Source organism: Novosphingobium olei, assembly GCF_012927405.1.
Lineage (GTDB): Bacteria > Pseudomonadota > Alphaproteobacteria > Sphingomonadales > Sphingomonadaceae > Novosphingobium > Novosphingobium olei.
On record NZ_JABBGM010000009.1, the window covers coordinates 17,734 to 34,721 of the forward strand.

The following is a 16,988-nucleotide window of genomic DNA, read 5'->3' on the forward strand; positions in this document are numbered from 1 at the left end:
TGCGTTGCACGGGGCAGGCGGTGCCGCTAGCCCCGCAGCATGACCCGCTGGCCGCTTCCCGAACCCATGCAGGCCGCGCTGGAACAGGCGCGCTGCGCCGCCGATGAAGGCGAAGTGCCGATCGGCGCGGTGATCGTCAAGGACGGCGCGATCATCGCCCGCGCCCGCAATGCGCCGCGCGGCACGTGCGATCCCACCGCCCATGCCGAAGTGCTGGCGATTCGCGCCGCCGCCGCCGCGCTGGGGCAGGAACGGCTCGAAGGCTGCGACCTGTGGGTGACGCTGGAACCGTGCGCAATGTGTGCCGGCGCCATCGTCCATGCGCGGATCGCGCGGGTGTACTACGCCGCGTCAGACCCGAAGGGCGGCGCGGTGGAGCACGGCGGGCGGATCTTCGACCAGCCGACCTGCCTGCACCGGCCCGAAGTCTATTCCGGCATGGGCGAGGGCGCGGCGGCGGCCCTGCTGCAGGATTTCTTCAGGGCGCGGCGATAGAAACGGGCGCGTCGTTCCCCGGTCCGTCGCGGCCCCTGGGACACGCGACGTAGCCCTTGCTGCGGCCCAGGCAGAGGTGGACTTCCTTCAACTGCCCCTCGCGCCCCAGCAACAGGCGGATGCCGCGCATCGGCAGGCCCGGATTGGCGGCGACGAAGGCGCGGCGCAAGGTGCCGGCATTGAGCGCGGGCCGGCGTGCCAGCCCGGCCATATCGGGCAGGTGGACGCGGGCCCAGGCCTTCTCCGCCTCGCCGAAATAGACCGCCGGGGTGGCGCTCATGCAGGCGCCGTGCTTGGCCCATTCGTGGGTCAGCAGGTCGAGGCTGGGCGTCATGCACAGATGGCGGCGCAGCGTGGCGACATCGGGCATCGTGCGCGCGGGGCACCACTGAGGCCAGCCGCCGCCGCGCGCCTCGGGCCACAGGCCGTGGAGGACGAAGCCGAAGCGCCCCATCGTGCCGCACTGCATCGATTCGCCGCCATCGGCGCGGCGCGTGCGGCAGAATTCGGGCGACCAGCTGAGCGCCAGGGTATAGCCCGCGATGGCGGTGCGCCGCATCGGGCCATCGGGCGCGGGCGCGGGCGGTTGGGCAAAGGCCGGGGGCAGGCGGCACGAGGGCGCATCGGCCCAAGCGGCGGTCGAAGTGGCGGTGACAGCGAGCGCCAGCGCCACCAGCGGGGCGCGGCGCGCGGGCATCAGCGCTTGGCCAGCCATTCGCCGGTTTCGCGCCGGAACAGGAAGACGAGCGCTGCCACCTCGATCGACAGCGCGGCAAGGCTCAGCAGCGCGAAGACCGGGCTGATCGCCTTGGCCAGCGCGGGGATGCCGGCAATGCCGATCAGATCGAGCACGGCGAGCGCGACGACGAACCAGCGTGCCAGCCCCATCCGCCCGCGCGAGACGACGAGGGCAAGCCCGGTCGAGACAGCGGCATTGGCAAAGGCACCGGTCATGATCGTGGGCGGGGCGGCCTGGGTGAAGGCGGCAAGCGCGCCCATGAAGGCGGCCACGTTGCCAAGGCGCAGCGCCTGCGCGGCAAGGAACAGGCGCTCGAACCATGTGACCGAAACGGGGCGGTTCATGCGGCTGCTCCTGCGGTTGATCCAAGCGGGGTGAAATCGAGCCCGATATCGGCGGCGGGTGCCGACTGGGTGAGGCGGCCGACCGAAACGTAGTCGACACCGGTGGCGGCGATGGCGGCGATGGTGTCGAGCCGGACCCCGCCGCTCGCCTCGCACGGCACGCGCCCGGCGACGACGGCGAGCGCTTCGCGCAAGAGGTCGGGGCCCATGTTGTCGAGCAGCAGGCGGGTGGCCCCGGCGGTGAGCGCGGGTTCGATCTGGTCGATGCGGTCGACCTCGCAGATCACGTCCTTCACACCCGCCGCCAGCGCCCGGCGCACCGCTTCGGCCACGCCGCCGGCAACGAGGACGTGGTTGTCCTTGATCATCGCCGCGTCCCACAGCCCCATGCGGTGGTTGTGGCCGCCGCCGGTGCGCACGGCATACTTTTCGAGGTGGCGCAGGCCGGGGATGGTCTTGCGCGTATCGAGCAGCTTCGCCTTGGTTTCGCCCATGGCGGTGACATAGGTGCGGGTGAGCGTGGCGACGCCCGAGAGGTGCTGCACCGTGTTGAGCGCGGAGCGTTCGGCGGTGAGCATGGCGCGGGCATTGCCTTCGAGCCGCATCAGCTCGCTGCCCGCCGGAACCTGCGCGCCTTCCTCGACAAGGATGTCGATTGTCATGTCGGGATCGAGCGCGCGGAAGAAGGCCGCCGCGATCGGCAGCCCGCAGACCGCGATGGCATCGCGGCTGTCCATCACGCCCGAAAAGCGCGCGTCGGCCGGGATCACGCTGTCGCTGGTGACGTCGACGCCGCCGCCGGGCAGCCCGTGGCCGAGGTCTTCGGCAAGCGTGGCGGCGACGAAGGCGTCGAGATCGAAACCGGTGAGGGTAAAGCTGCTCATGGCCTGCGCCATACCACCCCGGCGCACCGTGTCGAGCGGGAGTCGCCGCACGGTGCGCGGTGTCTCCACTTCGCTCGACACGAGCGGGATTTAAGGTTCAGCGATCAGTGGACGAAGCGCGCCACCACGTCGCGGTAGGAGCGGCTGACCTTCACTTCCGCGCCGCTTTCCAGCACGAGGAAGCATTCGCCGTTGGTGTGCGGGCGGACCTGGCGGACCTGATCCAGGTTGACGATCTTCGAACGGTGCACCCGCTGGAACACGCGCGGATCGAGCCGCCGTTCGAGATCCTTCATCGTTTCGCGCAGGATCAGCGAATTGTCGCCGGTGTAGATGCACATGTAGTCGCCCGCCGCCTCGATCCGTTCGATCGAATCGACATCGACCCGGAAGATCTGGCCGCGATCCTTGATGTTGATCAGCTTTTCGAAGCGGCCGGCGGCAGGTTCGCCATCATCGACCATTTCGGGCATCGCATCGGGGGCCACTTCGGCGAGCACGTTCTTGAGCTTTTCCGCCTCTTCCAGCCCGCGCTTTTCGGCAAGACGGGTGCGCGCGCGATCGAGCGCGTCGGCGAGGCGGTCCTCCTCCACCGGCTTGAGCAGGTAGTCGACGGCGTTGGCTTCGAACGCCTTGATCGCGTGTTCGGAAAAGGCGGTCACGAACACGAACAGGGGCGGATCGATCTCCATCACGCCCTTGACCACCGAGAAACCGTCGAAGCCGGGCATCTGGATGTCGCAGAACACGAGGTCGGGCTTTTCGGTCTTGATCTTGCGAATGGCCTCGCGCCCGTTCGAGCAGGTGTCGATCACCTCCACGTCGGGGAAGGCCTGAAGCCGAAGCTGAAGGCCCTGGATGGCGAGCTTCTCGTCATCGACGAGGATCGTACGGATGGTCATGCGCTACCCTTGTTATGTCTAGAGCAACCGCGACAGAAATGCGTGCCGGGCTCGAGGTTCCCGAACATGGTCAATTTACAGCGAGCCGCGGCGCGCCCGACGAAGCAGCCGATCGCGTGCCAACCGGCAAGGGAGCGGGTTCGCGGGCCTCGAACGGGAGTTCGATGGTCACCACGAAACCGCCCTCGGGCCGGTTGCCGATGTCGAAGCGCTGGTTTTCCCCGTAGGCCTGCGCCAGCCGGTCGCGGATGTTCGCAAGGCCGACGCCGGTCGAGACATGTCCCGACGAGATTGTGTCGCTGCTGTCGCTGGTCACGCCGAACAACTTCGACGGGTCGGTGCCCGCTGGCAACCCCGGCCCCGTATCGGACACGGTAACGCGAAGCATCGAGCCGACGAGTTGCGTCGAAATCGTTATTTCAGCACCATATTCCATCGGGCTGACCGCATACTTGATCGCGTTTTCGACCAGCGGCTGCAGCAGCAGCGAAGGCATCAGCCCGGCGCGGGTATCGTCGTCGATGCGGAATTCGGTGCGCAGCCGTTCTTCGAAGCGCATCCGCTCAATATCGAGATAGAGCTTCAGCGTCTCGATCTCCTGCGCGACCGTGACCCGCGCGGTGGGTTCGTTGACCAGCGTGTAGCGCAGGAACGAGGACAGCCTGCTGAGCATCGCGTTGGCGGGCTCGGTCTGCTTGAGCAGCACCAGCGTGGAGATCGAATTGAGCGTGTTGAACAGGAAGTGCGGATTGAGCTGGTAGCGCAGCATGGCGAGCTGCGCGCTGGTCGCCTGGTTTTCCAGCCGCATCAGCTGGTCGTTCTGTTCTTCGACCTGGATGTAGAAGTTGATCGCGTAATAGAGCGCCGACCACGCGCCGAGCAGCGTCAGGTCAAGGTAGAACACGCCCAGGAACAGCTGCGCGAACCCCGCATCGCTGTTGGTGCGATAGAGGCTGATCACCCACGAATCGATGAAGGCGTACAAGCCCACCGCGATGGCGAGGACGAAGGCGGTGACGCCCCAGGTGATCAGCGGCCGCCGGTTGATCAGCGCGCGATAGATCACCGACAGGATCAGCGAGATCGAAAAGCCGGTGATCGTGGCGATCAGCACGATGATCAGGAACGACCATGGCTGGGCGTTGGCGATGCTCGACAAAGCGCGCAGCGCCAGCGCGCCGCCCCAGCCGAGGAACTGAAGGCGCCAGAAAGCGCGGTTCTTGTTGCCGAAGAACGGCGCGGGAGTCAGCGGCAGCACGGCCATCGGCAGGGTTGTAGCCCCAAGCGGGCCATTGCGCAAAGCCCTGGGAAGCGTCAGGCTCTGCGCAACAACGACAACGATCGAGGAGAGGGGCCATGAGCCACGATTCGCACGCAGAGGTGGAAGATCGCGCCGTGTTCCGTTCGATGATGGAAGGCACGGCCGAGGACTGGGCGATCATTTCGCGCGATTACAACGCCTTTGCCAGCACGCTGGCGGACCGCGTGCTGACGCACTTGCGGCTGCTCGATGGCGATTTCGGCGGATTTCCGGTCGACCGGCTGACGCACAGCCTGCAATGCGCGACGCGCGCGCACCGCGATGGCCGGGGCGAAACCTATGTGATCATGGCGCTGCTGCACGACATCGGCGACACGCTTGGCACCTACAACCACCCGGAGGTGGCGGCGGCGATCGTCAAGCCCTTCGTGACCGAGGAGGAGCACTGGATCTGCCAGAATCACGGGGCATTCCAGGGTTATTACTACTTCCACTTCCTGGGCATGGACCGCAACATGCGCGACCGGTTCCGCGACGATCCGCACTATGCCGCCTGCGCCGAATTCTGCGAGAAGTACGACCAGTCGGCGTTCGATCCGGACTACGACACGCTGCCGCTGTCGTTCTTCGAACCGATGCTGCGACGGGTGATGGCAAAGCCGCTGAAGCGCCAGCCGACCTCGGCGGTGGCCGCCTGAAGCGACGTTTTAGGGCTGGATCTCGCGGCGGAAGCGCAACGGCCAGTCGCGGTCGGGCGCGGCGTTCAGCACGGCGATCTCGCGTTCGATATCGGCCGCGCGGGTGCGCCAGCCGCCGTGCGTGGCCGATACGAAGATGAATTGCTTGCGCGACAGCACGGTGCGGGCAAGACGGGCCTCCGCTTCCGGCGGATAGCCCGCGTTGGCGAGCAGCCAGACGGCAAGGCGATCGGCCTCGCGCTCGGTCTTGCGCACCACCGCGACCGAATCGTTGGCTTCGAGCACGCTCTGGTGATCGAGCGCGGCGTGGGCGAGTTCGTGCGCGGCGAGCGCGGCCACGAGCGTTTCGTCGCCATGTGCATCGTCGAACAGGCCGCGCCCGATGCGCACGTCGTCGCGCCCGGAACTGGCGTTGCCGCCACCATCGTCGAGCATGAAGCGCACGCGGCAGGCGGGCTCGCCATGGACGGTGACGGTTCGCCCGCCGGCCAGCATCAGCGCCACTTCGCCCTTGTTTGCCACGGTGGTTTCGAGCGTGGTCTGCAGCGCCAGGACGCGCGCCCAGCGATCCTTGCGCGCCATCGGCACGGTGGTGACGGGCGTGCCCGCGATGGCGACGATTGTGTCGTTCGCATCGAGCCCGGCCCGTGCGGCGGGGCCACTGGCGGCGACCGCGGCGATGGCGATATCGCCGGTCAGGCCATAGGCCGCGCGCGCGCCGGCAGGATCGTCAAATGTCTGCGCATCCTGCAGGATCAACCCGATGCCCGGCGCGGCGCGGGTGCAGAAACGCGCGTTGGCGTGCGAAAGCTTCCAGCCCACCGTCTGCACCAGCGCATCGGCGCGCTGCAGATCATCGAGCGGCTTGGCGAATGCCGGCCCACCGGCCAGCGCCAGCGCGGCGAGCAAGGTGGCTCGCATGGCTTTGGGCGCGCGTTCAGCCCTTGCGCGCGGCATCGATCGCCTGCTGCAGCCGTTCCGGCCCGACCGCGCCGGCGATCATGTCCTTGCCGATCAACCACGCCGGGGTGCCGTTGATGCCAAGCTGGCGCGCGAAGCCCAGATTGCGCTCAAGCTCCTGCTGCACGTCGCCGCGCGCGGCGAAGGTCTGCGCGGCGGCAAGGTCCACGCCGGCGGCCCTGGCTGCGGCGGCGATGCTTTCGCTGCTCGGCCGGGCGCCAGAGAACATGGCCTGGTGGAAGGCGGCGTACTTGCCCTGCGCCGCGGCGGCGAGGCCCATGCGCGCGGCAGGTTCGCTTTCGGGGGCGATGATCGGCAGTTCGCGCACCACCACGCGCAAGTCCGGATTGGCGCGGATCAGCGCGGCGACGTCGGCCACGCTCTTGCGGCAATAGGTGCAGGCGAAATCGGTGAATTCGACCAGCGTCACCTTGCCCTGCGGATTGCCGAGCACCGCGCCGGGGAAGGGGGTTTCGAGCGCGCCGCGCATCGGCGCGATGCGCGCCTGGTTCTCGCGCGCCTGCAGCCGGTCCATCGCTTCCGGCAGGATTTCCGGGTGATCGAGGATGTAGTCGTGCACGACGCTTTCCATCGCCGCGCGGTCGCCGGCGCCAAGCGCGGAGCGCCCTTGCAGCCACCATCCGGCGCCAAGGCCGATGAGCAGCGCGGGGAGCGCGAAAAGCAGGGTCGAGCGAAGGGCGGGGGACGTCATCGCTGCCAGCGCTACTTCTTCTTGCGCTGCCGCTCAATCATCGCGCGGGCGGACATGGCAATATCCTGTGCGCGCAGCCAGTCGGGCGATCCCTTGGGCAGGCCCATCTCCGCGGCTTCGGCGCTGCGCACCGCTTCGGGTAGTTGCAGTTCCATCAGTTGCTGTTCGGCGCTGGCAAGGCGGGCGCGGGCGGTATCGCCGCGCGCTTCGTAGACGACGCCCAGCTGGTACCACGCGAAGGGATTTTCGCGATCGCGCGCGACCGCGTTGCGCAGCACCTTCTCCGCCTCGGCAAAATTGGCCTTGTCCTCGGTCGCCAGCAGGGCGTGGCCGAAGGTCGTGGCGATCAGCGGCGCATTGTCGCTGAGCTGCGTCGCGCGGCGCAGGGGATCGAGCGCATCGGCCGGCTTGCCCGATTCGAGCAGGATCTGGCCCTTGAGTTCCAGCGCATAGGGATCGTTCGGCGTCTGCTGCAGCAGCGCGTCGGTTTCAGCCAGCGCCTTGTCGAGGAACGCCTCCTTGTGGAAGGCATAGGCGCGGGCGTAGTGCGCGGGGCCGTCGGTCAGGTATTCGGGATAGGCGGCAAGCGTCGAGGCCGGTTCGGCAAGGTAGCCGTAGAGCTTGGCCTTGACCCTGAGGAAGCGCGCCTGCAGCGCGGCGTCCTCGGGCTTGTTCCACGCCGGGTCCTTTTCGTAGGTGTCCTGCAGCGTGGTCAGGCGGTCCGACGTCATCGGGTGGGTGCTGTAGAATTCGGCGTCGGCATCGCGCTTGAAGCCGTAGCGGAATTCCTGGTTCTGCAGCTTCTTGAAGAAATCGAGCGAGCCGCGGCCGGAAATGCCCGCCTTGGACAGGTACTGCGCGCCGGCGGCGTCCGCGCTCGATTCCTGCGAGCGGCTGAAGGCGAGGTACTTGCCGAGCGCGGCCTGTTGCCCCGCCATGAAGATGCCCATGCCGGCATCGCCCGCGCCCGCCACGGCGGCTGCCGCGCCCAGCAGCAGGCTGAGCAGGGTGATGTTGGTGGCAGGCTTCACCCCGGCATCGCTGATCACGTGGCCGCCGGTGATGTGGCCCAGTTCGTGCGCGATCACGCCCTGCACTTCGCTGACATGGTCGGCCGCGCCGATCAGCCCTGAATGGATATAGACCGCCTGCCCGCCGGCGACGAAGGCGTTGATCGTGCCATCGTTGAGCAGGACGATGTCGACATTCTTGGGATCGAGCCCGGCAGCGGCGATGATCGGGGCCGACATGTCGCGAAACAGCGCTTCGGTTTCGGCATCGCGCAGCACCGATTGCGCGGCGACCGGCTGGATCGTCAGCGCGACCGCCGCCAGCACGGCGGCAAGGCGGGACAGGAGCGAGGGCTTCACGGCCGCCACGCTATCGACCCGCCGCCTGAACCGCAGGTGAAGCGGCAGGTGCGGTGACCTTGTCGAGAAAGGCGGTGACGGCATCGAGCGGGCGGGCATCGCGGGTGAAGGGGCGGGCAAAGGCCATGATCATGCCTTCGTGGCTGACGTCCTTGAGCAGCACGGCATGGGTCGGCGCCCCTGCTGCGGTCAGCGCGCGGGCGAGCGCGACCGAATTGCGCGGGCGCACCCGCGTGTCGGCGCTGCCGTGGACCAGCAGCATCGGCGGCGCATCGCCGCGCACATGGGCGATGGGCTGGGTGTCTTCCGGATTGGCGGCATGGCCGAAGGCATCGATCGTGGCCGAATCGTCGAAGGGGTAGAAATCGTACGGGCCCGACAGGCCCACCACGCCGCGCAGGGCATCGGCCGAAAGCCTCTGGTGCGCCAGCCAGCGCCGGTCGAGCGCGAGCATCGCGGCGTTGTAGGCCCCGGCGGAATGGCCCATCAGCACGATTCGCGCCGGGTCGCCGCCGTGGGCGCGGGCATGGTCGCTGACCCAGCGCAGCGCCGCCGCGCCATCTTCCAGCATGGCGGGGTAACGGCCGTTGGCGCCAAGGCGATATCCGGCGAGGACGACGGCATAGCCCTTGGGTGCCAGCGCGCGGGCGATGAAGCGGTAGTCGTGCGGATCGCCGGTGCGCCACGCGCCGCCCGGGATGAACACCACGATCGGCAGCGGGCCCTGCGCGCCTGTGGGCACGAACATTTCGACCTTCTGGTTGTCTTGCGCGCCATAGCGCTCTGCCGCGACCAGGCGGATGCCGCCGTCCCCCCCGCGCAGCAGCCGGTCGGCGCTGTCGAGCACCGCCACCGCGTTGGTTTCCATCGCATGGCGCAGCGCGACGAAGCCGGTGAGCGCGAGCGCCAGCAGCGCCACGGCCGTCCAGCCCAGCCATCCGATCTGGGGCCAGCCGTTCTGAAGCCAGCCGACCTGCGAAATGCCCACGCGCCGCCGTTCCTGCCTGCTGCCTGCCGCCATGATGCGGAGTTAGGCGGCGTGGACAAATTCCGCAACGCCACGGTTACCCTGTAAGAGGCCCCGGCAAGGAGCGAGGCCGCAGGTGGAGTGAGCCTCCATCAAGGCTGAGCGACGCCGCAGGGGCCTCTTAAAGGGTAACCCCGAAGGGGCTGGAGGCAAAAAGCGCCATCGCAGCGTCGGCTCGGCTCGCAATATTCCCGATATTGCTCCACCTCGCCTCCTCGCGCTGGCGCTTTTTGCCTCCAGCCGTGGCGCTGTGGAATTTGTCCACGCCGCCTGACAGGCCATTGCCGGTTGGAACAGGCGCTTATCCGTCCGGATCAGCCGACGAGACGGCGGGCTGCCCTTTCGAACAGGGCGTGGTCTTCGGGCACTTCGCCGACCAGCGCGATTGAGCCGTCGGGCAGGCGACGCACCATCACCAGTGCGAATTCAGCGCCGTCGCCGGGCAGGTCGGCCAGCGTTTCGGTCGGCAGCGCGCGCAGTTCCTCGGCGAGCAGGGCGTGCGGGTCGCGCCGGTCGCGGCCGATCTCGTCGCGCCGCAAGCGGCGTTCGAGCGCGACCACGCCCTTGAGGCCGCCGGGCGCTTCGGACAGGAACCGCCCGAGTTCGCCGCGCCCCAGGCCAAGGCGCTGGGCATGGCCGAGCGCGGTGGCATATTCGGTGATCCGCGTCTTGTCGTAATCCGCGCCGAACACGAGCTTGACCAGCGGGGTCAGCGGCGCGCGTTCCTGCATGGTCAGGCCGGCTTCTTCGACCATGCGGCGATAGTCCGCAGGGCTTGCCTGCGCGGCGAGCGCGAAGTCCCACGCGCGCCCGATCGCGGTGTAGAGCGCGTTGCGGGTGCGATCCTCGCTCGAATTGGCAAGCGTTGCCATTTCGCGCGCGACGGCGAGCCAGTCGGCGAGCGAGACAGGCGCAGGCGCGGCCGCATCGGCGCCGAATGCCGGCCCGGGAAGATCCGTGCCGGGCAGCGACAGCGCATCGGCGGGGTCTGGAAAGGCGAGGATCTCCGCGCCGAAATCGGCCAGGTCGAGCGGGCCTGCATCGATCAACCCGTTGGCCGGGGCATCGTCCATCGCATCGAGCATGGAGGGGCCATCGGCCCAGTCGGCCAGCATCTGGCTCGCCCGTTTGGGCTTAGGCTTGGGCGTGGGTTCGAGCGCCTGTCCGATCTCGAGCAGGAGTTCGTCGGTCGTGGCCTGGTCGGCCACTTCCTTCCAGTTGATCGCGCCGTAGATGTAATCGATCGAGGTGCCGTTCGAGGTGAAGGGCAGCAGGATGCCGCGATAGAGGATGGTCGACCCGCGCTGGTTGACGAATTCGGCCTCGAACCCGATCGGGGCCTGGTTGGCGATGATCTGGAGATAGTGATCGGTAATGCGCGAGAGCAGCGACCGGCCAGGGACGTCGCTCAGCCGCTTGAGCGAGGCGTGGGTGCCGCATTCTTCGGCCAGCGCGCGCCCGAGATAGGCGATCGCCGGATCGTCCATGCCGCGATCGAAGCGCAACAGCACCGAATTGGCGGCAAAATCGGGCAGCTTGCCATCGAGCAGCGTCGCCACCGACGGATAGGGACCACTGCCCAGCAGGCTCGCCCAGAAATTGTAGGCGCGCACCTGCATGCGGCGCTCGTCCTGCCCCACGGCAAGCGGCGGCGGCTCGATCGGGTGATCGTCGTCCGCGAGGTCTAGGTCGCTGCGGTCGCTGTCGAAGCCGCGATAGGTATCCATGCGAAGGTGTCCCTGATCCAGTCAGGCACTCTTGTGGCGCAACGTGGTAAAGGAGTGTTTAAGTTGCGCCGCGACTTCTGCTTGGACAGTCCGGTTCAGCGCGCCGCGATCGCATCGGCCTTGGCGATCAGCTTGCTGGCGATGTCGCGGTGGAGCAGTTCGGCCATCTTGCCGTTGACGCGAAGCGCGCCTTTCCCGGCGTTTTCCGGCGCATCGAAGGCATCGACGATGGCGCGCGCCTCGGCCAGTTCGGCTTCGGACGGGGCGAACACGGCGTTGGCGGTGTCGATCTGGCTGGGGTGGATCAGCGTCTTGCCGTCCATGCCGAAATCGCGCGCCTGGGTGCATTCGGCTTCGAGTCGCGCCGGATCGTCGATCGCGTTGCACACGCCATCGAGCAGGACGAGCCCGTTGGCGCGCGCGGCCATCACCGCCTGGCTCAGCACCGGCACGAACACCGCGCGGCCCGGTGCCTGCGCCATGCCGGTTTCCTTGGCCAGATCGTTGAGGCCGAGGACGAAGCCCGCAAGCCGGGTGGTGGCGGCGCAGGCGGCGATTCGTTCGAGCGCAAGGATCGCGCGCGGGGTTTCGATCATCACCCACAACGCGACATTGGCGCCATAGCCCGCCTGATCCATCGCCTGCGACAGCGCGGCCACGTCTTGCGCATCGTCGACCTTGGGCGCAAGCAGGGCATCGAGCGGTGCGGCGGCGAGGGCCGTGAGGTCATCATGCCCCCAGGGCGTTGCCAGCGCATTGATCCGGCCGACCATGCGGCGGTGGCCGAAGCCGCCCGTCGCCAGCTCCTCGATCAGGATGGCGCGCGCCTCTTCCTTCATCTCGGGCGCGACGGCGTCTTCCAGATCGAGCGCGACCGCGTCGCAATCGAGCGCGCGCGCCTTGTCGATGGCGCGGCGGTTGCTGGCGGGCATGTAGAGCAGCGAGCGCAAGGGGCGCGCATCGGCGCTGGCGGCTTCAGTTGCTGGCGAGCTTGGCATGGCCTTGCGGTTCCTCCACCGAATCGATCCGTCCTTCTTCGCGGGTCGGCATAGGGGCGAGGATGCGCAGCGCAAGAGTCGCCGCAGTCCAGGCGGCAGCAGTGCGCAGCGCGAAGGGCTGGCCCGCCATGTCGGCCAGGCTGCCCCACAGCCACGCCCCGAAGGCCATGCCGCCGAACGTGACGGCCTGATAGATCGACAGGCAGCGGCCGAGGATCGCTTCGGGCGAGCGCAGCTGCATCGCGACGTTCAGGCTGGTCATCGCCGAGACGAAGCCCGCGCCGCCGAGGAAGGCCGATGCCATCGCGTGCGGCAGGTTCTGCGCGGCCGAAATCGACAGCAGCGCTAGGGCAAAGGCGATCGTGGCGACGGTGACGACGTTTTCGCTGCCGAATCGGCGGCGCGCCTTGCTGACCCACAGTGCGGTGACGATCGAGCCGATCCCGAACGCGCCCAGCATCAGGCCATAGTCGATCTCCGTCCCGTGCAGCATGCCGCGCACCACGGTGGGCATCAGCGCCTGGAATCCGGCAACGCCAAGGCCGAAGCACAGCCCGCGCAACAACACCTTGCGGATCGGTGCCGAGCTCCAGCAGAACACCACGCCGACGCGGATCGAGGCAAGGATCGGCTGGCGCTGCGGCGGCGGCGCGCCCGGCTTCCAGCGCATCAGCACCACGATCATGCCGATGTAGCTGATCGCGTTGAGCGCGAAGGCCAGGCTGACGCTCCAGATCGACAGCAGCATTCCGCCGAGCGCAGGCCCCACGCTGCGCGCCAGGTTGAACGAGATGGAATTGAGCGAAATCGCCTGCGGCAGATCCTCGCGCCCCACCTGCAGCCGCACCGAGGCCTGCCAGGCGGGGCCGTTGAGTGCGGTGCCCATGCCGACCATCAGCGTCAGCGCCAGCAGGACGTAGGGATTGATCCACCCCGCATACGCCAGCGCGGCGAGCACCGCCGAGACCAGCAGCATGCCTGTCTGCGCGAGCAGCATCACGCGGCGCCGGTCGAAGTTGTCGGCTATGGCGCCGGCGAGCACGCCCAGCAGGAGGATCGGGATCGTGGCCGAAGCCTGGATCAGCGCCACGAGCACGTGGCTCTGCGTCAGGTCGGTCATCAGCCATGCGGCGGCGACCGACTGGATCATCGAGCCGATGTTGGAGAACAGGTTGGCCGTCCAGATCGACCGGAAGGCGGGATACTGGAACGGCGCAAGCGCACTTCCTGCGCGGCGTTCCGCTGGCGCGGTCACAGCAGGTAACGCACCTTCACCGCGGTGCGCAGCTGCGTCGTCCCCACGGTGAAGGCGGCCGCACGGAAGGTCGGCGGGCCGAAGCGCACCGGGGCATCGCGCGAAAAGCCGTAGCCTTCCTTGGGGACCATCATCATCTTGTCCATCCGTCCGTTGCCGTTTTCATCGTGGAACAGCGCGACTGCATAGCGCCCCGGCATAACGTCGTGGAAGGTCAGGGTTTCCCCGTCGTGCGCAGGCACGGTCAGATGCTGCGCGGCCGGGTCCTTCTGGCAATCGGGGAAGGTGACGGGATCGGCGGTAAGGCAGGCCTGGACGAGCCCACGGGTCGAGCGCAGGCCGTCGACTTCGACCAGCACCGAGGTGGGCGTGGGCAGCGCCGTGCCCAGCAGCAGGGGCAGCGCTGCGCCCAGCAGCAGGACGGGCGCGTAAGGCATTCGGTTCATGGCGCGCTAAGCCCCTTGTCGGTGCCGCACAGGCGATCCCAGAAGCGGAAGTACAGCCCGTAATTGCAGCGATAGAGTTCGTGATGACGGTGATGGTGGCTCGCCGTTATCAGCCATTGTCCTGCTCTGGAATGAACGAGCCAGTGCGGAAACATCTCCCATCCCATGTGATTGGTCACGCCCATCACCGTCATCACCAGCAGCACGAGGCCAAGCATGCCGGCGTGGATCGGGATCACGAAGACGAGGGCGGGGATGAGCAGGCCGACGATGGCCGCTTCGACCGGGTGGAAATTCATCGCCGCCCAGGCCGTGGGCGGGCGGCTGGCGTGGTGGATCGAATGGATGGCGCGGAACACTGCCGGGCGATGCATCCAGCGGTGCGTCCAGTAGAACCAGCTATCGTGCAGGAACAGGTAGACGAGCAGCGACACCGGCAGCCACCACAACGGATAGGCGCGCGGATCAGTGTAGATCTTCGTCCAGCCGTGCTGCTGCCAGCCCCAGGCGACAACGCCTGCGGGCAGGCCGTAGATCAGGCAGGAGACGAGGCTCCAGCCGATCTCGCTGCGCATCTGCTTGTCGAGGCCCCGGTAATGGCCCGGCCGCACCCGGCCGGTGATCGCGGCGAACAGGCCGCTGGTCATGACGTAGCGCACCGCGACGATCGCGGTCATCGCCAGCGCGGAGAGCACGAGGCCGGTCCATCCGGCGGCGGCAGGCATGGCGTGCGCGGGCATGCCGGCCGCTATGCCAAGGCCGTGGGGACGGGCACAAGGCCTTTCGTCCCCACGCGATCCATCGTCAGCCCGCGATGCCCGCCGCGGCGAGCACGGCCAGCGTCAGGATGTCGGGCGCGATCGAGGTCATCGGCGCGATCTGCACCGGCTTTTCCATGCCCAGCAGCATCGGCCCGATCACCGCGTTGCCTGCGAGTTCGCGCAGCAGCTTGGCCGAGATGTTGGCCGACTGCAGCCCGGGCATGATCAGCACGTTGGCCGGCCCCGACAGGCGGCTGAACGGGTAGTTGGCCATGACCTTGGGGTTGAGCGCGGCGTCGGGCGCCATTTCGCCTTCGTATTCGAAGCCGGGGTTCTGCGCATCGAGGATGGAGACCGCGCCGCGGATGCTGTCGAGCCAGCGGCCCGAAGGGTTGCCGAAAGTGGAGAACGACAGGAACGCAACGCGCGGATCGTGGCCCATGCGCTTGGCGACCGCGGCGGTTTCGGTGGCGATATGGGCCAGGTCTTCGGCCGAGGGGCGTTCGTTGACGGTCGTGTCGGCCAGGAACACGGTGTAGTTCTTGGCCACCATCATGTGGATGCCGAACGGCAGGTGGCCCGGCTTGGGATCGAGCACCTGGCGCACTTCCTTCATCGTCTGCGAGAAGGTGCGCGTCATGCCCGAGATCATCGCATCGCCATGGCCCAGCGCGACGAGCAGCGAGGCGAAGACGTTGCGATCCTGGTTGACCATGCGCTTGACGTCACGTTCCAGGAAGCCACGGCGCTGCAGGCGCTGGTAGAGGAACTCGACCATTTCGGGCACCAGCGGCGAAACGTTCGAGTTGTGGATCTCGTAGCTTTCGGGATCGGCAACGCCCAGTTCGTTGAGCTTGTCGAGCACCGGCTGGGTGCGGCCGACCAGCACCGGCGTGCCATAGCCGAAATCACGGAACTGGATCGCGGCGCGGAGCACCACTTCGTTCTCGGCTTCGGCGAACACCACCCGCTTGGGGTTTTCGCGCACCAGCGAGTAGACGTTGGCGAGCGCGGCGGTGGTGGGGTTGAGGCGCGCCTTGAGGCCCTGGCGATAGGCGTCGAAGTCCTCGATCGGCTTCTGCGCCACGCCGGTTTCCATCGCCGCGCGGGCGACGGCGGACGACACGATCTCCATCAGGCGCGGATCGAACGGCGCGGGGATGATGTAGTCGAGCCCGAAAGTGTGGTTGCGGCCATAGGCGGCGGCCACTTCCTCGGGCACCGGCTCGCGCGCCAGTTCGGCGATCGCGGTGGCGGCGGCGATCTTCATCTCTTCGTTGATCGCGGTCGCCTGCACGTCGAGCGCGCCGCGGAAGATGAACGGGAAGCCCAGGACGTTGTTGACCTGGTTGGGATAGTCCGAACGGCCCGTGGCGACGATCGCATCGGGACGCACCGCCTTGGCTTCGGGCGGGGTGATTTCGGGATCGGGGTTGGCCATCGCGAAGATGATCGGCTGCGGGGCCATCGAACGCACCATGTCCTGCGTCACCGCGCCCTTGACCGACAGGCCGAGGAAGATGTCGGCACCTTCGAGCGCTTCGGCGAGCGTGCGCTTGTCGGTGGTGACGGCATGGGCCGACTTGAACTGATCGACGTTTTCGCGGCCGCGATAGATCACGCCCTTGGTATCGCACATGATCACGTTGTCATGGCGCACGCCCATTGCCTTGATCAGCGCAGTGCAGGCGATGGCCGCGGCGCCCGCGCCATTGACCACGACCTTGACGTCTTCCAGCTTGCGGCCGGTCAGGTGGCAGGCATTGAGCAGGCCGGCGGCCGAGATGATCGCGGTGCCGTGCTGGTCATCGTGCATCACCGGAATCTTGAGGCGTTCCTTGAGCGCCTGTTCGATGATGAAGCATTCGGGCGCCTTGATGTCTTCAAGGTTGATGCCCCCGAAGCTCGGCTCCATCAGCGCCACCGCGTCGATGAACGCCTGCGGATCTTCGGTGGCGAGTTCGATGTCGATCGAATCGACGTCGGCGAAGCGCTTGAACAGCACCGCCTTGCCTTCCATCACCGGCTTGGAGGCCAGCGCGCCGAGGTTGCCCATGCCGAGGATGGCGGTGCCGTTCGAGATCACCGCGACGAGATTGCCCTTGGCGGTGTAGTCATAGGCGGTTGCCGGATCGTCGGCGATGGCCCGGACCGGAACCGCGACGCCGGGGGAATAGGCCAGGCTGAGATCGCGCTGCGTCGCCATCGGCTTGCTGGCGATGATCTCGATCTTACCGGGGCGGATCGTGTTGTGGTAGAAAAGCGCCTCGCGCTCGGTGAAGCGGACGTTGCTTTCCTCGGACATGTGTCCTCCCCTTGGTGTCTGGCGGCGTAACGCTCGCGCCCTGTCCGACCTGAACCGCTACGTCAAGGCGGCGACGTTACGCATTTATCGATAGCTGGGTTGCG

At 67.6% G+C, this 16,988-nt stretch carries 17 protein-coding genes; 2 read left to right on the forward strand and 15 right to left on the reverse strand.

The features are described from left to right. The first annotated feature begins 39 nt into the window (after window positions 1-39). Window positions 40-495 (forward strand): nucleoside deaminase, encoded by a 456-nt coding sequence (locus HHL27_RS16680; protein WP_169494523.1) that lies wholly within the window; start codon window positions 40-42, stop codon window positions 493-495. On the opposite strand, the gene HHL27_RS16685 is transcribed toward HHL27_RS16680, so the two are convergent. The 5 genes from HHL27_RS16685 to HHL27_RS16705 form a co-directional block, all read right to left on the reverse strand. Next, complete coding sequence (locus HHL27_RS16685) at window positions 479-1,210, reverse strand: ribonuclease T2 family protein (protein ID WP_169494524.1); 732 nt, start codon at window positions 1,208-1,210, stop codon at window positions 479-481. The genes HHL27_RS16680 and HHL27_RS16685 overlap by 17 nt on opposite strands. Then, window positions 1,192-1,578 (reverse strand): hypothetical protein, encoded by a 387-nt coding sequence (locus HHL27_RS16690; RefSeq protein ID WP_169494525.1) that lies wholly within the window; start codon window positions 1,576-1,578, stop codon window positions 1,192-1,194. Before HHL27_RS16690 ends, HHL27_RS16685 begins: the two co-directional genes overlap by 19 nt. Further along, window positions 1,575-2,462 carry a carboxylating nicotinate-nucleotide diphosphorylase gene (gene nadC / locus HHL27_RS16695; protein ID WP_206069668.1) on the reverse strand — a complete coding sequence of 296 codons (888 nt, stop codon included), beginning with the start codon at window positions 2,460-2,462 and terminating at the stop codon, window positions 1,575-1,577. The genes HHL27_RS16690 and nadC overlap by 4 nt, the downstream gene beginning before the upstream one ends. A 104-nt stretch (window positions 2,463-2,566) precedes the next feature. After that, window positions 2,567-3,364, reverse strand: a complete 798-nt coding sequence (locus tag HHL27_RS16700; RefSeq protein WP_169494526.1) for a LytR/AlgR family response regulator transcription factor — start codon at window positions 3,362-3,364, stop codon at window positions 2,567-2,569. Between the two features lie 70 nt (window positions 3,365-3,434). After that, window positions 3,435-4,628 (reverse strand): sensor histidine kinase, encoded by a 1,194-nt coding sequence (locus HHL27_RS16705; protein WP_169494527.1) that lies wholly within the window; start codon window positions 4,626-4,628, stop codon window positions 3,435-3,437. A gap of 92 nt (window positions 4,629-4,720) precedes the next feature. Between HHL27_RS16705 and HHL27_RS16710 the strand changes: the two genes are divergently transcribed. Then, the gene (locus tag HHL27_RS16710) at window positions 4,721-5,323 is read left to right on the forward strand and encodes an HD domain-containing protein (RefSeq protein ID WP_169494528.1); all 603 of its coding nucleotides are present in this window, start codon (window positions 4,721-4,723) and stop codon (window positions 5,321-5,323) included. Window positions 5,324-5,332: 9 nt separating this feature from the next. On the opposite strand, the gene HHL27_RS16715 is transcribed toward HHL27_RS16710, so the two are convergent. The 10 genes from HHL27_RS16715 to HHL27_RS16760 form a co-directional block, all read right to left on the reverse strand. Continuing rightward, window positions 5,333-6,244: a PDZ domain-containing protein gene (locus tag HHL27_RS16715; RefSeq protein ID WP_169494529.1), complete on the reverse strand. Its 912-nt coding sequence runs from the start codon at window positions 6,242-6,244 to the stop codon at window positions 5,333-5,335. Between the two features lie 16 nt (window positions 6,245-6,260). Continuing rightward, a complete protein-coding gene (locus HHL27_RS16720; protein WP_169494530.1) occupies window positions 6,261-6,995 on the reverse strand; it encodes a DsbA family protein in 735 nt (244 codons plus the stop codon). An 11-nt stretch (window positions 6,996-7,006) separates the two neighbouring features. Beyond that, window positions 7,007-8,365: a M48 family metalloprotease gene (locus tag HHL27_RS16725; protein ID WP_420874076.1), complete on the reverse strand. Its 1,359-nt coding sequence runs from the start codon at window positions 8,363-8,365 to the stop codon at window positions 7,007-7,009. A gap of 10 nt (window positions 8,366-8,375) precedes the next feature. Further along, on the reverse strand, window positions 8,376-9,353 hold the full coding sequence (locus HHL27_RS16730; protein ID WP_338114931.1) for an alpha/beta hydrolase: 978 nt from the start codon (window positions 9,351-9,353) through the stop codon (window positions 8,376-8,378). A 353-nt stretch (window positions 9,354-9,706) separates the two neighbouring features. Continuing rightward, window positions 9,707-11,119, reverse strand: coding sequence for a PAS domain-containing protein (locus HHL27_RS16735; RefSeq protein WP_169494533.1), 1,413 nt, complete (start codon window positions 11,117-11,119; stop codon window positions 9,707-9,709). Between the two features lie 95 nt (window positions 11,120-11,214). Beyond that, entirely contained in the window at window positions 11,215-12,117 is a 903-nt protein-coding gene (locus HHL27_RS16740; RefSeq protein ID WP_169494534.1) for an HpcH/HpaI aldolase/citrate lyase family protein, read from the reverse strand. Beyond that, a complete protein-coding gene (locus tag HHL27_RS16745) occupies window positions 12,095-13,372 on the reverse strand; it encodes an MFS transporter (RefSeq protein WP_169494535.1) in 1,278 nt (425 codons plus the stop codon). Before HHL27_RS16745 ends, HHL27_RS16740 begins: the two co-directional genes overlap by 23 nt. Further along, window positions 13,369-13,818, reverse strand: coding sequence for a DUF2141 domain-containing protein (locus HHL27_RS16750; RefSeq protein WP_169494536.1), 450 nt, complete (start codon window positions 13,816-13,818; stop codon window positions 13,369-13,371). The genes HHL27_RS16745 and HHL27_RS16750 overlap by 4 nt, the downstream gene beginning before the upstream one ends. Next, a complete protein-coding gene (locus HHL27_RS16755; RefSeq protein ID WP_240959930.1) occupies window positions 13,815-14,558 on the reverse strand; it encodes a sterol desaturase family protein in 744 nt (247 codons plus the stop codon). The genes HHL27_RS16750 and HHL27_RS16755 overlap by 4 nt, the downstream gene beginning before the upstream one ends. Window positions 14,559-14,622: 64 nt before the next feature. Next, the gene (locus HHL27_RS16760) at window positions 14,623-16,884 is read right to left on the reverse strand and encodes an NADP-dependent malic enzyme (RefSeq protein WP_169494537.1); all 2,262 of its coding nucleotides are present in this window, start codon (window positions 16,882-16,884) and stop codon (window positions 14,623-14,625) included. Window positions 16,885-16,988: the final 104 nt, after the last annotated feature.

Coding starts and splice junctions, on each gene's coding strand:
- HHL27_RS16680 (WP_169494523.1), top strand. CDS start 40: ATGACCCGCTGGCCGCTTCCCGAACCCATGCAGGCCGCGCTGGAACAG.
- HHL27_RS16685 (WP_169494524.1), bottom strand. CDS start 1,210: ATGGCTGGCCAAGCGCTGATGCCCGCGCGCCGCGCCCCGCTGGTGGCG.
- HHL27_RS16690 (WP_169494525.1), bottom strand. CDS start 1,578: ATGAACCGCCCCGTTTCGGTCACATGGTTCGAGCGCCTGTTCCTTGCC.
- nadC (WP_206069668.1), bottom strand. CDS start 2,462: ATGAGCAGCTTTACCCTCACCGGTTTCGATCTCGACGCCTTCGTCGCC.
- HHL27_RS16700 (WP_169494526.1), bottom strand. CDS start 3,364: ATGACCATCCGTACGATCCTCGTCGATGACGAGAAGCTCGCCATCCAG.
- HHL27_RS16705 (WP_169494527.1), bottom strand. CDS start 4,628: ATGGCCGTGCTGCCGCTGACTCCCGCGCCGTTCTTCGGCAACAAGAAC.
- HHL27_RS16710 (WP_169494528.1), top strand. CDS start 4,721: ATGAGCCACGATTCGCACGCAGAGGTGGAAGATCGCGCCGTGTTCCGT.
- HHL27_RS16715 (WP_169494529.1), bottom strand. CDS start 6,244: ATGCGAGCCACCTTGCTCGCCGCGCTGGCGCTGGCCGGTGGGCCGGCA.
- HHL27_RS16720 (WP_169494530.1), bottom strand. CDS start 6,995: ATGACGTCCCCCGCCCTTCGCTCGACCCTGCTTTTCGCGCTCCCCGCG.
- HHL27_RS16735 (WP_169494533.1), bottom strand. CDS start 11,119: ATGGATACCTATCGCGGCTTCGACAGCGACCGCAGCGACCTAGACCTC.
- HHL27_RS16740 (WP_169494534.1), bottom strand. CDS start 12,117: ATGCCAAGCTCGCCAGCAACTGAAGCCGCCAGCGCCGATGCGCGCCCC.
- HHL27_RS16750 (WP_169494536.1), bottom strand. CDS start 13,818: ATGAACCGAATGCCTTACGCGCCCGTCCTGCTGCTGGGCGCAGCGCTG.
- HHL27_RS16755 (WP_240959930.1), bottom strand. CDS start 14,558: ATGCCCGCGCACGCCATGCCTGCCGCCGCCGGATGGACCGGCCTCGTG.
- HHL27_RS16760 (WP_169494537.1), bottom strand. CDS start 16,884: ATGTCCGAGGAAAGCAACGTCCGCTTCACCGAGCGCGAGGCGCTTTTC.